The organism is Janthinobacterium sp. TB1-E2 (genome assembly GCF_036885605.1).
Taxonomy (GTDB): Bacteria; Pseudomonadota; Gammaproteobacteria; order Burkholderiales; family Burkholderiaceae_D; genus Janthinobacterium; species Janthinobacterium aestuarii.
This window is the reverse complement of the sequence record NZ_CP142523.1, coordinates 205,556-226,673: the sequence shown is the minus strand read 5'-3', so window position 1 is coordinate 226,673 and position 21,118 is coordinate 205,556. Positions and strand designations below refer to the sequence as shown.

Below are 21,118 nucleotides of genomic sequence, written 5' to 3'. Positions count from 1 at the left end.
TCGCCCGGTCTCTCGGGTCGCGCTATTCGGGAAAACTGCCGTCGAGATAAAACCAGCGCAGGGCGCCATCACCGCTCTTGTCCGCCTCGCGCACGAAGCGGCTCACTTCATGCAGGCGGTGCGCGCGGCCGTTGACCTTGTAGCGGGCCACGAATTCGACAGTGTCGCGGTGTATCTCTTCGGTTTGATCGTCTGATTCTGCTTTACGTTGACGTAAACGTAAAGCAGATTTTACCTCAAGTCCCAGCCAGTGGACTTTTTCTTCTTCGGCAAATAAAGCGTCGGTGGGACGGGTGCTGGCATGCCAGGTGGCAAGCAGATATGGCTCGTCGCGCAAGGTAAACGCCGTGTAGCGCGAACGCATCAGGATTTCGGCCGTGGGCGGCAAGACGTCGCCCGCGATATACGGGCCGCAGCAGCTGGCGTAGGAGGCGCCGCCACAGGGGCAGGCGGCAGATGTCGAGGGTGTGGGCATGCGCTGGCAAATAGGGGAACTGAAAAGTTCCGCAATTATCCGCCATAACGGCGGCGCCGGTCGCCGCTGCCGCCAGTCCGCCTATTTTTGAGGCGCGAGGAAGTCCAGCGCGAACGGCGGCGCCTTGCCGGCCATCAGGTCGGCCAGGATGCGCGCCGTGCCGGCGGCAAAGGTAAAGCCCAGCGGGCCATGGCCCACGTTCAGCCACAAGTTCGCCACTTTGCTGGCGCCCACCAGCGGCGCGCTGTTCGGCGTGGCGGGGCGCAGGCCGGCCCAGGCCGTGGCCTGATCGTAATCGGCGCCGTGCGGCATGGCTTCGCGCGCCAGCCGCGTCAGACCGGCGATGCGGCCCCAGTCGATACTGTTGTCGGCGCCCACCATATCGACCATGGCGGCCACGCGCAGGTCGCCACCGATGCGCGCATACAGCACCTTGCGTTCGAAATCCGTGATGCTGATCTCGGGCGCACGGTGCTGGGCGCGGATGGGCGCCGTCAGGCTGTAGCCCTTCAGCGGGTACAGGGGCAGGTAAATGCCTGCCGTGGCGGCCAGGTCGCGGCTCTGGATGCCGGCCGCCAGCACATAGTGATCCGCCTGCAGCAAGCCCAGGCTGGTGTCGACGCCCGTGATCCTGCCCTTGTGCGTGACGAGGCGGCGCGCCTCGCCTTTTAACAAGAGCGAACAATTCGGGTGCTGCAGCAGGCGCGTTTCCAGCGCCAGGCAAAAGGCGTGGCAATCGGCCACCGCTTCGCCCTGCGTAAAGATGCCGCCCGCCAGGGAACCCTGCAAGGCGGCCAGCGCCGGTTCGCGCTGCACGGCTTCCAGCGGCGACAAGACGATGCGCGCCTCTTCCGATTCGGGCCGCGCCACGGCACGCTGGAAGATGGCGGGCGAGCGGTAGACGATGAGTTTACCCGCATCGCGCCGCGCATACGCTTCCGGCGGCACGGTCAATTCCAGATGGGCCATGCCGGCGCGGCTCCATTCTCCCAGTTGCAGCAGCTTGGCCGTCGTGCGGGCATTGCTGGCGCTGTTGCAATTGCGCAGGAAGCTGGCCAACCAGCGCCATTGGCGCCAGTCGGCCTCGGGACGGAAGCGCAGCGGACCGTCTTTCTGCAGCAGCCATTGCAGGGCCTTGAAGGGCACGCCCGCGTCCGCCAGCGGTGCCACATAGCGATAGCTGAGCTGGCCGCCATTGCGGTAGCTGGCGGCGATCGCCACCTGTTCATTGCGCTCCAATAAGGTGACCTTGTAGCCGGCCTCGGCCAGCCACCAGGCCGATGTCAGACCGACGACGCCGCCGCCGATGATGATGACTTGTTGCTGCATGTTGCCTCGCTGCGTTGCGCTCCCATGGTGCGGGAGCATTCGGGAAGAGCTTAGAGGCTGGCCGCCAACGCAGCCAATGAAACATCATGGTGCAGCCATAACTTTCAGGAATGCACCATTTCAATGCAAGGATGGATTGTTGTCCATCGCACCACGGTATAGGGTGGTGAGTATCCGTTCCTCGCTGCGCCCCATGGCGGAATACGTGCCAGGGTACTGTTCGGGATCGCTGCCCGTGCCGCCCACCAGCATCACCATGCCGTTTTTTTTCTGGAAATCGAGCACGAAGGCGGAGACGAGGCCATACGCGTCGCCCAGGTGGCCCACGGCCGTGAAGCTGGCGCCCTCGACCAGATGGTTGCCCTGCCCCGCCACCGCATCGAACTGCTGGTTGCCCAGGCCCCAGGCGCGGTACAGGCCCCGCTCGCTGTCGCCATTGCCGCCATCGGGCGCCAGCTGCCATTGGCGGCCAAACATCAGGGCGATGCTGGCCGGCTGCAACAGTTGCTGATGTTGATAGCGGCCGCCGTCGAGCAGCATCTGCATGACCTTGCCCAGTCCTGCGGCGGAAATGCGCAAGCCGCCCGTGGGACTGAAGACGGTGGCATTGCTGCCGATCACATAGCTGGCCAGGGCAGTCGGTGGACGCTGGTAAAAATCGTCGGCTTGCGCGATCCACGGGCCTTGCGGCTGCCACACTTCTGTCTCGAGCGTGCGCTTGCGGTACAGCGTGGCCGTGTTCGCCACGTCTTGCGCCGAAAATGCCGCCGGGTGATAGCCGCCGCGCACGTCGAGGGGATCGAGCAGCAAGCGCCGCATCAGCAGATCGAAGCGCTCTCCCGTGACTTTTTCCATCACGGTGCCGATCACGCCCCAATTCAGGTTGGCGTACGTAAAATAGCGGCCCGGCGCGGCGGTCGCATCCCACATCGTATCGCCGCCGGCCGTAAACACGTCGCGCAGGCTGCGTTCCGGCCCCCAGGAATAGCCGCCCGCGTCGCGCAGCGAGGAGGTGTGGCTGAGCAGGCTGCGCAAGGTCAGCGCTTGCTGGGGGAAATGTGGGTTGCGCAGGGAAAAGCCCAGATAGATGCCCACGTCCTGGTCCAGGCTCAACTTGCCCTGCTCGACCAGCCGCATCAACCCCAGTGTGGTCATCATCTTCGAAACCGAGGCGATGCGGAACAGGGTGGCCGGCGTCACGGGCAAGCTGTCCGCCGGCGTGGCCCCGATGTGCCGGTAGCCAAATTGTTGCTCATACGACACCTTGCCGTGGCGTATGGCCAGCACGGACAGGCTGGCCAGCGGGTGGAGCGGATCATCGACGATGGCCGATAGCGTGGCATCGAGCGCGCGCTGCTGGTCGTTGCCGCCACCGGGCGGGGCGGCCAGTGCGCTCCAGGTCGTGCCCAGCAGCAGCAAGCCCAGCAAACCCGTCATTTTATTGTGCATGTTTCCCTGTTCACGGCGTAGTGGAGGCATCGCCAGCATAGGGCGGGATGCTTCACGACGCCAATGAAAATTGCTTATTTATCTATAATGCAAAGCTATACGTACGGTAAAACATTGTTTTTTTAAGTGTATAACCGTTATTTATGGCCATTTTCCATTTATTCATGGGTGGACGGGCCACGCACAAGCGCCATCGCTATTACACTAGGAGGACAAGGAGAACTGTATGAGCCAGACCAGCGTAGAACTCAAGGTCGATTTAAATGACAATTCGCCTTTATATATGCAGATCGCCCGCAAGCTGAGCGATGACGTACGCAACGGCCGCTACCAGGTAGACCAGGCCCTGCCATCCGAACGTACCCTGTCCGAACTGCTTGACGTATCGCGCGTGACCGCCCGCAAGGCCATCGACCAGCTCGTCGAGCAAGGCCTCGTCGTGCGCCGCCGTGGTTCGGGCAACTATATTGCCCCGCGCATCGAGCAGCCGCTGTCGAACCTGTCGAGCTTTTCCGAACAGCTGCAGCAGCGCGGCTACCGCCCCGGTTCGCGCTGGCTCAAGCGCGAAGTCGTCATTGCCAGCAGCGATGAACAGCTGAGCCTGGGCCTGGCGCAGAACACGAAGGTGGCGCGCCTGGAGCGCTTGCGCCTGGCCGACGACGTGGTGATGGCGTATGAAGTGAGCGTGTTGCCGTTCAGCGTGGTGCCGGACCCGGACGCCATGGGCGACTCGCTGTATGAATACTTGAGCAGCATCAAGAAGGCCCCCGTGCGCGCCTTGCAGCACATCCGCGCCATGAATGCGACGGACGTGCTGGCCAAGCAACTGGGCATCCCCGATGGCCAGGCCGTGCTGTTCATCACGCGCATTGCCTACCTGGAGACGGGTGAAGCGGTGGAACTCACGCATTCGTATTGCCGCAGCGACCATTACGATTTCGTGGCGGAAATGCGCCGCGCGCCGTAAACTTATTGCTCGAACAGGCGGATCATGGATTCCGCCACGCCGACGGACGACTCCCAGCTCATGCCGGTCACCAGTCGGCCATCGACCTCGACGTGGCTCTGTCCGCTGGCGCCGTGCCTGAAAATGCCGCCCTGGCGCTTGATGCTGCCTTCCGCCGAAAAGGGATAGGCCTTGTAGATCGGCGATTCCTTGTTGAGAAACGCATCGGGGAACGAGGTGAGCACCTTGCCCTGGATGAGGAAAGTACCGTCGCTGAGCTTCAGGTTCTTGATGCCCTCGGTGCCATGGCAGATGGCCGCGATCACCCCGCCTTGCTGTTCGTAGATACGCAAGGCGATGTCCTGCAGCGGCTTGTTGTCCGGGATGCCGACGATGGCCGCGCCGCCGCCGACGAAAGCCATGCCCGCATACTCGTCTGCCTTGACGTCGGCGACGGGTTTGGTATGGGCCAGTGCCCACATGAAATCACTGTTGTACAGATACTTCTTGAGCAGCGCGTCCGACGTGACGATCATTTCCAACGGAACGGCGCCACCTTCGGGACTGACGAAGTCGACCGCGTACCCCGCTTTGCGAAAGGCATCATAGGTATAGGCAAGCTCGGGGAAATTATTGCCTGCGTTAACTTTTGTGCCGGGATATTGATGCACGTTCGACACGACGAGCAGCACCTTGCGCGCATGGCGCGCGGCTGGCTCGCGATGGGCCGACTTGCTGACGATCTTCCAGTTGCCGGCGATCTTTTTCAAAAGGAAGACATCCACATAGCGGACCCCTTGTCGGGGAATGTGGATCTCGGCCTTGGCCGTGGCCACCTTGCCGTTCACCTCTACATTGATCAGCCGCCCGTGGCGCCCATTGAATTGCCCTTTTTTCTCATCGCTAAAGAGTTTGGCGTATTCCGGACCGCTCAACTCCCATTCCGCATCGTCTTTGCCGTCCAGGTAAAGGCGGGCGCTGGCATGGAAGGCCTGGTTGATCTCGCCCTGCACATTGAAGCTGGTGCCATGCAGATACAAGCGCACGGTTTCCTGGATGGCATGTTCGTCCTGGTCCGCGGTGGCGGCGGTGCTGACGGCGGTGATGCCAAGCAGGCAACAGGCGAGTACGGTTCGCACTAAAAACTGGATCATGGTTTTACCCTGCATGAAGAATTTCGTTTATCGGAGCAACGACTATTTCAGATCGCTGGTGGTCGATAATTTAGCGAAGTGCAGGGGGAATGGATGTCGCCAAACAGGATGTCAGACTCCGGAATGGCGATTCCGGAGCGGTTTTACGCGGAAACGGCCGGGACGGCCTGGCTGGATTGGGCCCGGAAGCTGGCGGGAGTCTGCCCAGCCACTTTCTTGAAGGTCGAGTAGAAGGTGGAACTGGAATTGAACCCGCAGCGCTCGGCAACGGTATCCATGTTCAGTTGCGGCTCGCCCGTCAATACCTGTTTCGCTTCAGCGATACGGTATTCGTTGACGTAGGTGTTGAAACTCTTGCCCAGCTTGTCATTGAGTACCTGCGACACCTGCGCCTGCGTGCATCCGGCCCGCTTGGCCAGTTGGGCCAGGGTCAGATTCGGATTCAGATAGGATTTCTGCCCGCTCATCTGTTGTTCCAGTGCAGCGAGCACGGCAAGCGCATCGTCGTGCGTCAGGCGGCTATGCTGGTACTTCTGTTTTGGCTCGGCAGGCGTCGAGGTTTCTTTTCTCAGCAGAAAAACCATGACCGCGACATGCAGCGAGAAGGTGAACGACAAGGCACCGACGATATAGGACGTGAACGGCGTGCTCGCGTACGCCGCCAGCATGACACAGCTGCCTGCAAAGACGCTCAGCAGGAGCACGTTGCTGGTCGCCATCCGTTGTCCGTCGTTCAACCATGTCCGGCGGCTTTGCCAGAACAGCCGGGCGGCCGCCAGCAGGTAGCCTAGCCAGAACACATGAATGGCATGACTCGACAGGTTCCACACAGAACGATACGCGGCATACGGAAAGGCAACGCCAATGCCAATGAGCAGGAAGGACAAGCCGAGATGCCATCGCCATTGTTGTCCAGCAGGCAATTGTCCGAGCCCGGCCAGAAAAGCGCGTACATAAAGATAGGTCAAGGGACCGATCAGCAGGCAGGCCGACAGACCCAGTTGGCGGAATTCGAGTGCGATCGCCGGGTTGAAGAAGAGGAAGGCGGATTTGGCGGTGCGCACCCCGACGGCCAGCAGCAATGCGCCGAGCAGGCAGTCGGCGAGGCAGCGAGGCCGGCGGCTGAAAAAATAGACGGCCAGAAAAATGCCGTTGATGGCGCCAAGGGCGCTAAACAGGAACAGCAATTGGCGAGCGATCATGGGGATGTCGTTGATGTTGGCGTCGAACCCAAGTATAGACACAAACGGAACCGTATCGAAGTACAAGTAGTACCCCCACGTTCCTGCACCAGCCATAAACTCCCGTTATGCCCGCCCGCCAACCTTTCATGGCTGATATTGCTCGTTGGTATTAAACTGGTTTCACCTTCAACCATGTTCTAAAATCATGTTGAAAACTGAAACCCCGAGCCGGCGGCATCCGGATCTGGACCTCTATCCGGTGGAGCAACTGGTGGCGGCGCTGGTCGATGACCAGTTCTGGGCCGTCGAGGCCGTACGGCTGGCGTCGCCCGACATCGCCGCCGCCATCACGGCCGCCCTGCCCCGCATCGCGGCCGGTGGACGGCTGCTGTACGTGGGTGCGGGCACGTCCGGCCGCCTGGGCGTGCTCGACAGCGTTGAACTCAATCCCACGTTTTCCTGGCCGCCCGAGCGTGCCGTCGCCATCCTGGCCGGCGGCGCGGGCGCCATGTTTACGGCTGTGGAAGGCGCGGAAGACGATTTGCAGCAAGGCGAGGCTGACTTGCTGGCCCTGCAGCCGCACGTCAACGACGTGGTGATCTTGCTGGCCGCTTCCGGCGCCACGCCGTATGTGCTGGGCGCCTTGCTGGCCGCGCGCCAGGCGGGCGCCTTGACGATAGGCATCGCCAACAATGTGGATGCCCCCGTGGCGCACGAGGCGCAATGCGGCATCGTGCTCGACACGGGTACGGAAGTCATATCCGGCAGCACGCGCCTGAAAGCGGGTACGGCGCAAAAAATCACCTTGAACACGATTTCCAGCGCCCTGATGGTCGGTTTGCATAAAACTTACGGAAACTTGATGGTAGACTTGAAGCCGACCAACGCCAAACTGATCTGGCGGGCGGTGCGTCTGACCATGCACGCCACCGGCGCCAGCGAAGTGCAGGCCAGAACCGTGCTGGAGCAATGCCACTATCACGTCAAGGTGGCGATTGTTGCCTTGATCAAAAAAATCAACACAAACCAGGCACAGGCATTGTTGGCCGGCGCGAACGGCAGTGTGCGGGCGGCACTGGCGGCGTGATCCGATGGCACGGCATTCTTCTGTCTGGGAGACAAAGAAGGATGTATGGAGCTAGTGAAACAAACCGCCGCAGCGCGCGCAAATAAGCCGTCAAATAAGCCGTGGCTGTGGATCCCTTCCCTGTATTTCGGCCAGGGCATTCCCTATGTAGTGGTCATGACCTTGTCCGTGATCATGTACAAGAACTACGGTTTCAGTAATACCGATATCGCGCTGTATACGAGTTGGTTGTACTTGCCGTGGGTCATCAAGCCGCTGTGGTCGCCCTTCATCGATATGTACCGCACCAAGCGCTTCTGGATCGTCGGCTTGCAGCTGGTGATCGGCGCCGCGCTGGCGCTGGTGGCCCTGACGACCTCCTTGCCGCACTTCTTCCAGATCAGCCTGGCCATCTTCTGGCTGATGGCTTTCAGTTCCGCCACGCATGACATCGCCGCTGATGGCTTTTATATGCTGGGCCTGGAAGAGCACCAGCAGGCGGCCTTTGTCGGCGTGCGCAGCACGTTTTACCGCCTGGCGATGATCGCCGGCCAGGGCGGCCTCGTGTATCTGGCCGGCTATTTGACGCATGCGACGGGCAATGTGCAGCTGGCCTGGTCCGTCGTGTTTGCGATTTTGGCGGGCCTGTTCATCGCCCTCTTCCTGTACCACTATTTTGTCTTGCCGAAACCGAAGGACGACCGCCCCAGCATCCAGGGCGCCGGTGTTTCTCCCTTGCAGGAGTTCATCGCCACCTTTGCTTCCTTCTTCAAGAAAAAGGACATTGTCGTCATCCTGGGCTTTTTGCTGCTGTTCCGCCTCGGCGAAGCGCAACTGCTCAAGCTGGCCGCGCCCTTCCTGCTCGACCCTGTCGCCAAGGGCGGCCTGGGCCTCAGCACGGAACAGGTGGGCCTCGTCTACGGCACCATCGGCGTGATCGCCCTGACCCTGGGCGGCTTGCTGGGCGGATTCATCATTTCCCGCTTCGGCTTGAAACGCTGCCTGTGGATCATGGTGTTGTCCGTCCACCTGCCGGACCTGGTGTTTGTCTATCTGGCCAGCGCCTTGCCCAGCAGCATCTATGTGATCGCTGGTGGTATTGCGTTGGAGCAATTCGGCTATGGCTTCGGTTTCGCATCCTATATGTTGTACATGATCATGGTCTCCGATGGCGCGCATAAAACGGCCCATTACGCGATCTGCACGGGTTTCATGGCCCTGGGCATGATGTTGCCGGGCATGGCCAGCGGCTGGATCCAGCAAATGCTTGGCTACCAGCACTTCTTTATCTGGGTCTGCATCGCTACCATTCCTGCTTTCATCATGGCCGCGCTGGTCAAGATCGATCCCGAATTCGGCAAGAAGGCCGAGGCCTGATTCTTTTGAACCGTGCGCCCGCATGGATGGCGGGCGCACAGTAAAATGCCCGCACCGATAGACCTGCGCTTCACCACTGCAAGGAATTGTTTTGTTGTCTACTTTTAAAAAACGCCTGGGCGCCAGCGCCGGCGTATTGGCCGCGCTGGCCACCGCCACATTGCTCAGCAGCTGTACCAGCACCAGGATCCCCTCCGCAGCGACGCCGGGCGAAGCGGGTTTGCCGGCCGTGCCGCCCGTGCAGCACATCACGGGTGAAGTGCCGCCGCCGGCGCCGCGCGAATTCCGCGCCGCCTGGGTCTCGACGGTGGCCAATATCGACTGGCCCAGCCGCAGCAATTTACCGGTCGCCAAGCAGCAAGCGGAAGCGCTGGCCATTCTCGACCGTGCCAAGTCCCTGAATCTGAACGCGATTGTGCTGCAAGTGCGCCCTAGCGCCGACACGATTTACCCGTCGCAGCTGGAGCCGTGGTCGGAATACCTGACCGGCAAGCAAGGCCAGCCGCCATTGCCCCTGTATGACCCGCTGGCCTTCTGGGTGGCCCAGGCGCATGCGCGCGGCCTGGAATTGCATGCCTGGTTCAATCCATACCGGGCCCGTCACGCGACGGCCAAGTCGCCGCTGGCGCGCGACAGTTTCGCTTCCACCAACCCGGCATCCGTCAAGCAATACGGCCGCTACCTGTGGATGGATCCGGGCGACGCCGCCGCCTCCAAGCACACGACGGACGTGGTGCTCGACGTGGTGCGCCGCTACGATATCGATGGCGTGCACATCGACGATTACTTTTACCCGTACCCGATCGACGCGCCTGGCGCCGGTGCGGGGGCCGAAACAGCCGCGCTGGACGCGGGCAATGGCGGCGCCAAGCGTGAACTGCCGTTTCCCGATGAGCCTTCCTGGCAGCAATATCTGCTGGCCGGCGGCCAGCTGGACCGCGCTTCCTGGCGCCGCCAGAACGTCAACCAGCTGATCGAGGCTCTGTATACAGGCATCCACCGCGAAAAGAGCTGGGTGCGCTTTGGCATCAGCCCGTTCGGCATCGGCCGTCCGGACCGCCGCCCTGCCGGCATCGTCGGCTTCAGCCAGTACGATAAATTGTATGCGGATGCGGAATTGTGGCTGGCCAAGGGCTGGCTCGATTATCTGTCGCCGCAGCTGTACTGGCCCGTGGCGCAGGCGCCGCAAGCGTTTGGCGTGCTGCTCGACTATTGGCTGGCGCAAAACCCGTATGGCCGCCATGTTTGGCCTGGCCTGTACACGAGCCGTATCGACAATTCCGCCAAGTCCTTCACGCCGCAAGAGATCATCAAGCAAATCGAAGTGACGCGCACGCGCCCCGGCGCGAATGGACAAGTGCATTTCAGCATGGTGCCCCTGATGCAGAACCGCAAGGGTGTTAGCGAGCAACTCAAGGCGAGCGTGTATCAAAGCCCTGCCCTGATTCCCGCCACGCCATGGCTGGGCAAGGAAGCACCGGGTACGCCCGTGCTGGCCTTGCGCCGCGATTCCACCAGCCTGAACGTCAAATTGACGGCGGGCGGGGGCAAACCCGTGGCGCAGTACGCGGTCTGGGCCCGCTACGGCGAAGACTGGCGCTTTACCGTGGTCACGGGCGTGCAAGGCGAACTGACCCTGGTCGACGATGCCATTGGTAAAGTCAATGCGGTGGTGGTCAGCGCCGTGGACCGCCTCGGCAATGAAAGCCCCCGCGTCACCGTGCGCGCACCGTTTACGGTCGTCGCCAAGTAATTTTGCCGGTTTACCGGCAATCCATAACCTGCAGGCATGAAACATGCGCAAGCTTTCATGCCTGCAAGCTCCGCTTGGCTTTACACTCATGCCATGATTTCCTTCCCTGCAATCAATACTGACATGGCCGTACTCGGGCTGGGCATCGACGCGGGCGGCACGCAAACGCGCTGGGCTTTGGCCGGCGCGGATGGCGCCATCGTGGCGGACGGGGCCGTGGAAGGCTTGTCTGCCTTGCAAATGAGCAGCGAAGCGGGCCGCGCAGCCGTGCACGCCACGTTTGCGAAACTGTCTCAGGCTGTGCTGGCCATTGGCCAGCCGCGCGCCGTGGTGGCTGGCCTGACGGGCTTTGGCGGCGACGATGTGACGCTGGCGCACATGCTGGCGGAGTTGCTGGCGCTGGACGCCGTCGACGTCCGCTTGGGCAACGATATCGATATCGCCTATCGCGACAGTTTTGAACCAGGCGAAGGCTATCTGGTCTACGCTGGCACGGGCTCGATTGCGGCCTGGATCGATGCGGAGGGCGTGTTTCACCGCGCGGGCGGGCGCGGCGTGCTGCTCGACGATGGCGGCGGCGGTTACTGGATCGCGCGCGAAGCTTTGCGCCACATCTGGCGCCGAGAAGACGAGGCACCCGGCAGCTGGCAAAGGTCTCCCATGGCCGAGGCCGTGTTTGCGCAACTGGGCGGCAGCGACTGGTCATTGTCGCGCGCCTTCATGTATGGCCAGGACCGGGGCGCCATCGGCCGGCTGGCGCTGGCCGTGGCCGCCAGTGCCGATGCCGACCCGTTGGCGCTGGACATCTTGCAGCGCGCGGGACAGGAACTGGCGCGCCTGGCCATGGCACTGGTATCGCGCCATGGTCCGCGTCCCGTGGTGCTGGCCGGCCGCGCGGCGCAGTTGCACCCGGCCATCGCGTCAGCCATGCGCGCCGCTTTGCCTGTATCGTTGACGATGGAACAGAAAGTTGCCCGTCCACATGACGCGGCGGCCAGGATAGCCGTCAAGGCGGCGGTCAATACACAGGCCAATACTGAACATTTTATTAACCCGAACACGGATCTTTCATGAAAAAAATCGCCCTCGCCCTGCTGGTGGCCCTGCTCTCCGCCTGTACCACGCCCGCGCCGCACCTCGACCATAGCTTGAACGCGCGCAGCCAGAGCCCGCGCGTGAAATTCATCGTCATCCATTACACGGTCAGCGACCTGCCCCGTTCGATCAAGATCCTGACGGAACAAGTGGTCAGCAGCCATTATTTGCTGACGGACACGGACAAGCCGAAGTTTTACGTGCTGGTCGACGAATCGCGCCAGGCCAATCACGCGGGTGTGAGTAACTGGAAGACTTATACACAGTTGAATGTCAGCTCGATCGGTATCGAGATCGTCAACCCTGGCTACAAGGACACGCCGGAAGGCCGCCTCTGGTATCCGTTTCCCCAGGCACAGATCGATGAGCTGATTCCACTGCTGAAAGATATCCAGGCCCGCTACAACATCGCGCCTGAAAATATCCTCGGCCATAACGAGATCGCCCCGCAGCGCAAGCAGGACCCGGGTCCGTTGTTCCCATGGCGCCAGCTGGCCGATGCGGGCCTGATCGTCTGGCCCGATGCGAACCGTGTTGCCGCGCAGCGCCTCATTTTTGAGCAGCAAGTACCGGACGCCGTCTGGTTCCAGAAAAAGCTGGCCCAGCACGGCTATGCGACGCCGAACACGGGCGTCTTCGACGAAGCGACGCGCAATGTGCTGATCGCCTTCCAGATGAAATACCGCAACACCTTGTTCGATGGCACGCCCGATGGCGAAACGGCGGCCCTGCTGGAAGTGCTGACGACGCCGGCCCCGGCTGTTGTTGCAAAGTAGCATAGCCGTTCCAGCCCATGACTTTTTCTTATATGCTGAACGTTGACGGCCCAGGCGGCCACGGCAAGGTAAAGGAATAGCTCATGCGGCTGCGTCATATCGAAGTGTTTCACGCGATCATGCAAGTTGGCACCATCAGCGGCGCCGCCCAGGTGCTGCATATCTCGCAGCCGGCCGTGACCAAGGTCTTGCAGCATTGCGAGTTGCAACTGGGCATGCCGCTGTTCGAGCGCGTGCGGGGCAAGCTGTACCCGAAACCCGAGGCGCACCGCCTGTTTGTCGAGACGGAAAAGCTCAACCGCGATTTATTGGGCATCCGCCGCCTGGCGGCCAGCCTGAAGGGGCATGCGGTGGAAACCATCCGCCTGGTCTCCACGCCGACGATTGCCATCAGCGTCTTGCCGTTTGCCATGACGGAATGGCGACGCGACTTTCCCCACACGCGTTGCCAGCTGGCTACCCACCACACGGGAGAGATCGTCAATACCTTGCGCCTCGGTGAAGCGGACCTGGCCGTGTCGCTGCAAGACCCGCGCCATCCGGGCATCGTGGCCGAACCGATCGCGCAGGGCGTCATGACGGTGATCGCGCCGGCCGGCACCTGGCGCGCGGCCGATTGCGGCACCCCGTTGACGGCGCATGGCCTGAACGGCGAGCTGATCGGCCATACGGACAACGATCCGCTAGGCGAATTGGTGATCGCCGCCTGCGAGGCGCAGGATATCCACCCCGTGTTTTCCACCGTAGTGCAAACTTATCAAATCGCCCGTTCGCTGGTGGAAGCGGGCGCCGGCATGGCCGTGGTCGATCCGTTTACGGCCGCGTCCGGCTCGCCCGAGCGGCTGCAGCGCCGTCCCTGGGCGCCCACGATACCGATCCAACTGTATTTATTGACGGCGAGCCATTCGCCGCTGTCGCATGGCGCGCGGCGCCTGGCCGACAGCATCGGCGTGGCGGCGCGCAATTGCCTGGAAAGAGGAGTCTGATGTCTGTTGCAAGTTTGCAATTGGAAGCGGTCGGCAGCGATCTGCAATTTCGTCATCTGAGCAGCATCGCCGGCATCGCCGTCGATTTGCGCTATGCCACGCCCGACAATTTTGTCGGCCGCGACTTATACAGCCCCATCGATTGCGCCTGGCTGCACCGCGATGCGGCAGTGGCGCTGGAGAAAGCCGTGGCGTGGCTGGCCGAGCGGCGGCCCGATCATCATTTATTGGTACTCGACGCCCTGCGTCCGCAACGGGTGCAGCAGCAACTATGGGATGCGCTGCAGGGAACGGAGTTGCTCGGCTACATCGCCGAGCCATCGCGTGGCTCGATCCACTCGTTCGGCATGGCGCTCGACATCACCATCGTCGGCCCGGATGGGCAGGAACTGGACATGGGCACGGGTTTTGATGACCTGAGTGAGCGCTCGCATCCAGCGCTGGAGCTGGTGATGCGGGAAAGGGGAGAAATTACGGAGCAGCAAGTGGACAATCGCCGATTGTTGCGCGACGCCATGTTCCAGGCGGGCTTCTTTGGCATCAACAGCGAATGGTGGCATTTCGATTGCGGCGACCGGGTGCTGGTGCGCCAGACCTACACCCGGGTACTCTGATTAAAAGACTTTCAAACCCTTCAGCATCACGATCAGGATCAGCACGGGCGAGATAAAGCGCAGCAGGAACAGCAGCACATGTGCCAGTTGTCTGTTCTGCAACTGGCCGTGATTGCTGATCGCATCGATGAAATGCTGCTTGCCCCAGGCCCAGCCTGTAAACAAGGCAATCGCGATGCCGCCCACGGGCAAGAAGATATTCGATGAGACGAAGTCGAACAGATCAAACATATTCAAATCAAACAGCTTGAAGTCCGCCAGGGTGCTGTTACTCAGCGCGCACACGGAACCGAGCACGGCCAGCAGCAGCATGGTCACGACCGTTGCCTTGGTGCGTGTCCAGCCGAAGCGTTCATGGAAAATCACCACGGGCACTTCCATCAGCGACAGCATCGCGCCCGTGGCGGCGACGGCGGCGAGGATAAAGAACACCACCATCAGCACTTGTCCCATGGGAATCTGCGAAAACACGGCCGGGATGGTGATGAATACCAGCGACGGTCCCGCGCTGGGCGCGAAACCGAACGTGAACACGGCGGGGAAGATGGCGATGCCGGCCAGCATCGATACACCGAGGTCGGCCGCCATCACGCGCAAGGTCGTGACGGGGATATTCTGGTCGTCGCGGAAATAGCTGCCGTAGGTCATCATCGTGCCCATGCCGACAGACAATTTAAAGAAGGCCAGGCCCATGGCTGTCAGCACGACGGAAGCTGTCAGCTTGGAAAAATCAGGACGGAACAGGAATGCCAGGCCTTCGCCCGCCTTATCGAGCGACAGGCTGACCGCGCAGAGCAGGAGCAGCAGCAGGAACAGCAGCGGCATGAGTTTCTTGGCGATCGCTTCGATGCCCTTGGTCACGCCCAGCATCAAGATGCCGCCGATAAACAGCAGCACGCCCCATTGCCACAACAGCGATTGCAGAGGATTGCTGATCAGGGAGGCGAAGGCCGCTTCCGTCACCAGTTTGTCGCTGCTGAGAATGGAGCCATCGATGGCCTTGGCAATATAGGCGAACACCCAGCCCACCACTTCCGAATAGAACGCGACGATCAGGAAGGCGGCGATCATGCCGATGACGCCGACCAGCCACCAGGGCTTGCCCTTCGGTGCCAACTGCTCCATGGTCGAGATGGGATTGACCTTGGCCCGGCGTCCGAGGGTGATTTCCGCGATCATCACAGGCAGTCCCACTAATAAGGTAGCGAGCAGATAGATGAGCAGGAAGCCGGCGCCGCCATTGGCGCCTGTCAGATAGGGGAACTTCCAGATGTTGCCGAGACCGACTGCGGAACCGAGGGTGGCGGCGAGTACGCCGAAGCCAGTGGTAAAGCCAGCCCGTTTCAGGGTCAGGCCTGATCCTTGAGCTTGTTGTTTCATGGTGAATCTTCTATGGTGGGACGCGAATTTGCGCTGAGGGGGCGAAATTGTAGCAGTTGGCCGCAAATACCCGGGAAAAGCCTTGCTACTCCCGGGGCGCTTTGCTATAGTTCGCCTCCCCAATGAGACGCAGTCACTGCGGCAGTTGAGGATCACCGGAAACGGCGATGAGTAGTAAAGAAGGAGTTGACGGATTTAGCGAAATGCTTCATACTCTTCCTTCTTCGCAGCTGACAAACACAACGCTTTGTCGATAGCGCGAAAGCAGTACCGAATACACTTCTTTAACAATTAACAGTCGATAAGTGTGGGCATTTGATGTAAGTGCAGCGTCAATCTTCGGATTGGCGTCTAACTTAAAATATCAAATGTTCACAAGAAATAATGAAATAGGATACTTCTTCGGAAGTAGCCTGTCAGTTTTTTGAGTGAGCGACCCGTCAGCAATGACGGTGCCGGTAAAACGGCAAAGTAACAGAGATTAAACTGAAGAGTTTGATCCTGGCTCAGATTGAACGCTGGCGGCATGCCTTACACATGCAAGTCGAACGGCAGCACGGAGCTTGCTCTGGTGGCGAGTGGCGAACGGGTGAGTAATATATCGGAACGTACCCTAGAGTGGGGGATAACGTAGCGAAAGTTACGCTAATACCGCATACGATCTAAGGATGAAAGTGGGGGATCGCAAGACCTCATGCTCGTGGAGCGGCCGATATCTGATTAGCTAGTTGGTAGGGTAAAAGCCTACCAAGGCATCGATCAGTAGCTGGTCTGAGAGGACGACCAGCCACACTGGAACTGAGACACGGTCCAGACTCCTACGGGAGGCAGCAGTGGGGAATTTTGGACAATGGGCGAAAGCCTGATCCAGCAATGCCGCGTGAGTGAAGAAGGCCTTCGGGTTGTAAAGCTCTTTTGTCAGGGAAGAAACGGTGAGAGCTAATATCTCTTGCTAATGACGGTACCTGAAGAATAAGCACCGGCTAACTACGTGCCAGCAGCCGCGGTAATACGTAGGGTGCAAGCGTTAATCGGAATTACTGGGCGTAAAGCGTGCGCAGGCGGTTTTGTAAGTCTGATGTGAAATCCCCGGGCTCAACCTGGGAATTGCATTGGAGACTGCAAGGCTAGAATCTGGCAGAGGGGGGTAGAATTCCACGTGTAGCAGTGAAATGCGTAGATATGTGGAGGAACACCGATGGCGAAGGCAGCCCCCTGGGTCAAGATTGACGCTCATGCACGAAAGCGTGGGGAGCAAACAGGATTAGATACCCTGGTAGTCCACGCCCTAAACGATGTCTACTAGTTGTCGGGTCTTAATTGACTTGGTAACGCAGCTAACGCGTGAAGTAGACCGCCTGGGGAGTACGGTCGCAAGATTAAAACTCAAAGGAATTGACGGGGACCCGCACAAGCGGTGGATGATGTGGATTAATTCGATGCAACGCGAAAAACCTTACCTACCCTTGACATGGCTGGAATCCCCGAGAGATTGGGGAGTGCTCGAAAGAGAACCAGTACACAGGTGCTGCATGGCTGTCGTCAGCTCGTGTCGTGAGATGTTGGGTTAAGTCCCGCAACGAGCGCAACCCTTGTCATTAGTTGCTACGAAAGGGCACTCTAATGAGACTGCCGGTGACAAACCGGAGGAAGGTGGGGATGACGTCAAGTCCTCATGGCCCTTATGGGTAGGGCTTCACACGTCATACAATGGTACATACAGAGCGCCGCCAACCCGCGAGGGGGAGCTAATCGCAGAAAGTGTATCGTAGTCCGGATTGTAGTCTGCAACTCGACTGCATGAAGTTGGAATCGCTAGTAATCGCGGATCAGCATGTCGCGGTGAATACGTTCCCGGGTCTTGTACACACCGCCCGTCACACCATGGGAGCGGGTTTTACCAGAAGTAGGTAGCTTAACCGCAAGGAGGGCGCTTACCACGGTAGGATTCGTGACTGGGGTGAAGTCGTAACAAGGTAGCCGTATCGGAAGGTGCGGCTGGATCACCTCCTTTCTAGAGTTTGCACGAATCATGTAAATGATTCACGCATCAAATGTTCACACTTATCGGCTGTTAAATGAAGAAGAAACAGTAGTCGTAGTAGTTCCGCGTTGGGGCTGTAGCTCAGCTGGTTAGAGCACCGTGTTGATAACGCGGGGGTCGTTGGTTCGAGTCCAACCAGCCCTACCAGTACAAATTCCCGGGGGATTAGCTCAGCTGGGAGAGCACCTGCTTTGCAAGCAGGGGGTCGTCGGTTCGATCCCGTCATCCTCCACCAAAGTTTTACTCGAAAGTGCAAATGTAAGCCAGTCAAACAGACCCGGTTTAGATTTGATCTTTTAGCGATCAAAGCTGTTTCGTTCTTTAACAATCTGGAAGAAGTAAAGATTATTTATTGATCGGTTTGCCGTAAAAAGCGAACCGATGGGTAATGATTGTATGTATCAACAAACAAGCAACAACGTTGTACTTTCTTATCCCTGTAGCGCTCTTTGATGACTTCGGTCTTCAGAGGCTAACGTTATAGGGACAAGCGAATAAGTGCACATGGTGGATGCCTTGGCGATTACAGGCGATGAAGGACGTAGTAGCTTGCGATAAGCTGCGGGGAGTGAGCAAACACACTTTGATCCGCAGATTTCCGAATGGGGCAACCCACCCTTTTAGGGTATTGCATACTGAATACATAGGTATGCAAGGCGAACGCGGCGAACTGAAACATCTAAGTAGCTGCAGGAAAAGAAATCAACCGAGATTCCCAAAGTAGCGGCGAGCGAAATGGGAAGAGCCTGTACGTGATAGTCGGACCGATAACAGAATCCTCTGGAAATAGGAGCCATAGTGGGTGATAGCCCCGTATGTGAAATCGGACCGGTGGTACTAAGCGTACGACAAGTAGGGCGGGACACGTGACATCCTGTCTGAATATGGGGGGACCATCCTCCAAGGCTAAATACTCGTAATCGACCGATAGTGAACCAGTACCGTGAGGGAAAGGCGAAAAGAACCCCGGAAGGGGAGTGAAATAGATCCTGAAACCGTGTGCATACAAACAGTAGGAGCGGACTTGTTCCGTGACTGCGTACCTTTTGTATAATGGGTCAGCGACTTACATTCAGTGGCAAGGTTAACCGCATAGGGAAGCCGTAGAGAAATCGAGTCCGAATAGGGCGATCAGTCGCTGGGTGTAGACCCGAAACCAAGTGATCTACTCATGGCCAGGATGAAGGTGCGGTAACACGCCCTGGAGGTCCGAACCCACTAATGTTGAAAAATTAGGGGATGAGCTGTGGGTAGGGGTGAAAGGCTAAACAAACTTGGAAATAGCTGGTTCTCTCCGAAAACTATTTAGGTAGTGCCTCAAGTATCACCATCGGGGGTAGAGCACTGTTATGGCTAGGGGGTCATTGCGACTTACCAAACCATTGCAAACTCCGAATACCGATGAGTGCGAGCTTGGGAGACAGACGTCGGGTGCTAACGTCCGGCGTCAAGAGGGAAACAACCCAGACCGCCAGCTAAGGTCCCAAAGATTGGCTAAGTGGAAAACGAAGTGGGAAGGCTAAAACAGTCAGGATGTTGGCTTAGAAGCAGCCATCATTTAAAGAAAGCGTAATAGCTCACTGATCGAGTCGTCCTGCGCGGAAGATGTAACGGGGCTAAGCCAGTCACCGAAGCTGCGGATATCTAGCAATAGATATGGTAGGAGAGCGTTCTGTAAGCCTGCGAAGGTGTCTTGTAAAGGATGCTGGAGGTATCAGAAGTGCGAATGCTGACATGAGTAGCGATAATGGGGGTGAAAAGCCTCCACGCCGTAAGCCCAAGGTTTCCTGTTCAACGTTCATCGGAGCAGGGTGAGTCGGCCCCTAAGGCGAGGCAGAGATGCGTAGCTGATGGGAAGCAGGTTAATATTCCTGCACCGTCGTATGATGCGATGGGGGGACGGATCGCGGAAGGTTGTCCAACTGTTGGAATAGTTGGTTTCTGTCTCATAGAAGGCGCTTAGGCAAATCCGGGCGCAGGATTCAAGGGGATGGGACGAGTGAACTTGTTCACGAAGCAATCGGAAGTGGTTCCAAGAAAAGCCTCTAAGCTTCAGTCATACGAGACCGTACCGCAAACCGACACAGGTGGGCGAGATGAGTATTCTAAGGCGCTTGAGAGAACTCGGGAGAAGGAACTCGGCAAATTGGTACCGTAACTTCGGGAAAAGGTACGCCCCGGTAGCTTGATTGGTTTACTCCATGAGGGTGAAAGGGTTGCAATAAACTGGTGGCTGCGACTGTTTAATAAAAACACAGCACTCTGCAAACACGAAAGTGGACGTATAGGGTGTGACGCCTGCCCGGTGCTGGAAGATTAAATGATGGGGTGCAAGCTCTTGATTGAAGTCCCAGTAAACGGCGGCCGTAACTATAACGGTCCTAAGGTAGCGAAATTCCTTGTCGGGTAAGTTCCGACCTGCACGAATGGCGTAACGATGGCCACACTGTCTCCTCCCGAGACTCAGCGAAGTTGAAATGTTTGTGATGATGCAATCTACCCGCGGCTAGACGGAAAGACCCCATGAACCTTTACTGTAGCTTTGCATTGGACTTTGAACCAATCTGTGTAGGATAGGTGGGAGGCTTTGAAGCGGGGACGCTAGTTCTCGTGGAGCCAACCTTGAAATACCACCCTGGTTTGTTTGAGGTTCTAACCTTGGTCCGTTATCCGGATCGGGGACAGTGCATGGTAGGCAGTTTGACTGGGGCGGTCTCCTCCTAAAGTGTAACGGAGGAGTTCGAAGGTACGCTAGATACGGTCGGACATCGTGTTGATAGTGCAATGGCATAAGCGTGCTTAACTGCGAGACTGACAAGTCGAGCAGGTACGAAAGTAGGACATAGTGATCCGGTGGTTCTGTATGGAAGGGCCATCGCTCAACGGATAAAAGGTACTCTGGGGATAACAGGCTGATTCCTCCCAAGAGTTCATATCGACGGGGGAGTTTGGCACCTCGATGTCGGCTCATCACATCCTGGGGCTGTAGCCGGTCCCAAGGGTATGGCTGTTCGCCATTTAAAGTGGTACGTGAGCTGGGTTTAAAACGTCGTGAGACAGTTTGGTCCCTATCTGCCGTGGGCGTTGGAAATTTGAAGGGGGCTGCTCCTAGTACGAGAGGACCGGAGTGGACGAACCTCTGGTGTACCGGTTGTCACGCCAGTGGCATTGCCGGGTAGCTAAGTTCGGAAGAGATAACCGCTGAAAGCATCTAAGCGGGAAACTTGCCTTGAGATGAGATTTCCCAGAGCCTTGAGCTCTTTGAAGGGTCGTTCGAGACCAGGACGTTGATAGGCTGGGTGTGGAAGTGCAGTAATGCATTAAGCTAACCAGTACTAATTGCCCGTACGGCTTGTCCCTATAACCTTAGCAGGTACAGAGGATAAGACGGTACAACGTTGCGTGTGTGTTGATACTACCAGTCATTACCCCAATCTTTGCTTCTTCCAGATTCAGGCTTTGTCGCTCCATCGAGGACAAATGCCAGTAC

At 58.7% G+C, this 21,118-nt stretch carries 14 protein-coding genes, 2 tRNA genes and 2 rRNA genes; 12 read left to right on the top strand and 6 right to left on the bottom strand.

Annotation, left to right across the window (positions count from 1 at the left end):
• Nucleotides 1-22: 22 nt before the first annotated feature.
• The 3 genes from OPV09_RS00925 to OPV09_RS00915 all read right to left on the bottom strand — a co-directional run bounded on the left by OPV09_RS00925 (nt 23) and on the right by OPV09_RS00915 (nt 3,253).
• On the bottom strand, nt 23-475 hold the full coding sequence (locus OPV09_RS00925; protein WP_034752429.1) for a YchJ family protein: 453 nt from the start codon (nt 473-475) through the stop codon (nt 23-25).
• Between the two features lie 81 nt (nt 476-556).
• Entirely contained in the window at nt 557-1,843 is a 1,287-nt protein-coding gene (locus tag OPV09_RS00920; protein ID WP_080698598.1) for a D-amino acid dehydrogenase, read from the bottom strand.
• A gap of 81 nt (nt 1,844-1,924) precedes the next feature.
• Complete coding sequence (locus OPV09_RS00915) at nt 1,925-3,253, bottom strand: serine hydrolase (RefSeq protein WP_338680185.1); 1,329 nt, start codon at nt 3,251-3,253, stop codon at nt 1,925-1,927.
• A 226-nt stretch (nt 3,254-3,479) separates the two neighbouring features.
• Here OPV09_RS00915 and OPV09_RS00910 point away from each other — a divergent pair, with 226 nt between their 5' ends.
• The gene (locus OPV09_RS00910; protein WP_034752424.1) at nt 3,480-4,220 is read left to right on the top strand and encodes a GntR family transcriptional regulator; all 741 of its coding nucleotides are present in this window, start codon (nt 3,480-3,482) and stop codon (nt 4,218-4,220) included.
• A 2-nt stretch (nt 4,221-4,222) separates the two neighbouring features.
• Here the strand turns inward: OPV09_RS00910 and OPV09_RS00905 are convergent, their stop codons facing one another.
• Both OPV09_RS00905 and OPV09_RS00900 read right to left on the bottom strand, forming a co-directional pair.
• A complete protein-coding gene (locus tag OPV09_RS00905; RefSeq protein WP_081368330.1) occupies nt 4,223-5,368 on the bottom strand; it encodes a nuclear transport factor 2 family protein in 1,146 nt (381 codons plus the stop codon).
• A gap of 128 nt (nt 5,369-5,496) precedes the next feature.
• Nucleotides 5,497-6,555, bottom strand: a complete 1,059-nt coding sequence (locus OPV09_RS00900) for a helix-turn-helix transcriptional regulator (protein ID WP_338680184.1) — start codon at nt 6,553-6,555, stop codon at nt 5,497-5,499.
• A 187-nt stretch (nt 6,556-6,742) separates the two neighbouring features.
• Between OPV09_RS00900 and OPV09_RS00895 the strand changes: the two genes are divergently transcribed.
• The 7 genes from OPV09_RS00895 to OPV09_RS00865 all read left to right on the top strand — a co-directional run bounded on the left by OPV09_RS00895 (nt 6,743) and on the right by OPV09_RS00865 (nt 14,204).
• On the top strand, nt 6,743-7,624 hold the full coding sequence (locus OPV09_RS00895) for an N-acetylmuramic acid 6-phosphate etherase (RefSeq protein WP_034752419.1): 882 nt from the start codon (nt 6,743-6,745) through the stop codon (nt 7,622-7,624).
• A gap of 45 nt (nt 7,625-7,669) precedes the next feature.
• Nucleotides 7,670-8,980 (top strand): MFS transporter, encoded by a 1,311-nt coding sequence (locus tag OPV09_RS00890; RefSeq protein ID WP_051991305.1) that lies wholly within the window; start codon nt 7,670-7,672, stop codon nt 8,978-8,980.
• 91 nt (nt 8,981-9,071) lie between these two features.
• Nucleotides 9,072-10,733 carry a glycoside hydrolase family 10 protein gene (locus OPV09_RS00885; RefSeq protein WP_338680183.1) on the top strand — a complete coding sequence of 554 codons (1,662 nt, stop codon included), beginning with the start codon at nt 9,072-9,074 and terminating at the stop codon, nt 10,731-10,733.
• Between the two features lie 123 nt (nt 10,734-10,856).
• Nucleotides 10,857-11,807 (top strand): N-acetylglucosamine kinase, encoded by a 951-nt coding sequence (locus OPV09_RS00880; protein WP_319991903.1) that lies wholly within the window; start codon nt 10,857-10,859, stop codon nt 11,805-11,807.
• Complete coding sequence (locus tag OPV09_RS00875; protein ID WP_034752412.1) at nt 11,804-12,604, top strand: N-acetylmuramoyl-L-alanine amidase; 801 nt, start codon at nt 11,804-11,806, stop codon at nt 12,602-12,604. Before OPV09_RS00880 ends, OPV09_RS00875 begins: the two co-directional genes overlap by 4 nt.
• Nucleotides 12,605-12,687: 83 nt before the next feature.
• Entirely contained in the window at nt 12,688-13,590 is a 903-nt protein-coding gene (locus OPV09_RS00870; RefSeq protein WP_034752410.1) for a LysR family transcriptional regulator, read from the top strand.
• Nucleotides 13,590-14,204 carry a M15 family metallopeptidase gene (locus OPV09_RS00865; protein ID WP_338680180.1) on the top strand — a complete coding sequence of 205 codons (615 nt, stop codon included), beginning with the start codon at nt 13,590-13,592 and terminating at the stop codon, nt 14,202-14,204. Before OPV09_RS00870 ends, OPV09_RS00865 begins: the two co-directional genes overlap by 1 nt.
• On the opposite strand, the gene OPV09_RS00860 is transcribed toward OPV09_RS00865, so the two are convergent.
• A complete protein-coding gene (locus OPV09_RS00860; protein ID WP_338680179.1) occupies nt 14,205-15,584 on the bottom strand; it encodes a sodium-dependent transporter in 1,380 nt (459 codons plus the stop codon). It abuts the gene before it with no gap.
• 483 nt (nt 15,585-16,067) lie between these two features.
• Here OPV09_RS00860 and OPV09_RS00855 point away from each other — a divergent pair.
• The 4 genes from OPV09_RS00855 to OPV09_RS00840 all read left to right on the top strand — a co-directional run bounded on the left by OPV09_RS00855 (nt 16,068) and on the right by OPV09_RS00840 (nt 20,988).
• Nucleotides 16,068-17,598: ribosomal RNA gene (locus OPV09_RS00855) — 16S ribosomal RNA — on the top strand.
• A gap of 100 nt (nt 17,599-17,698) precedes the next feature.
• Nucleotides 17,699-17,775: transfer RNA gene (locus OPV09_RS00850), tRNA-Ile, on the top strand.
• Between the two features lie 12 nt (nt 17,776-17,787).
• Nucleotides 17,788-17,863 (top strand) — tRNA-Ala (locus OPV09_RS00845).
• Nucleotides 17,864-18,112: 249 nt separating this feature from the next.
• Nucleotides 18,113-20,988, top strand: a 23S ribosomal RNA gene (locus tag OPV09_RS00840).
• The 16S and 23S rRNA genes sit together here with 2 tRNA genes alongside, the layout of an rRNA operon.
• The last annotated feature ends 130 nt before the right edge of the window (nt 20,989-21,118 follow it).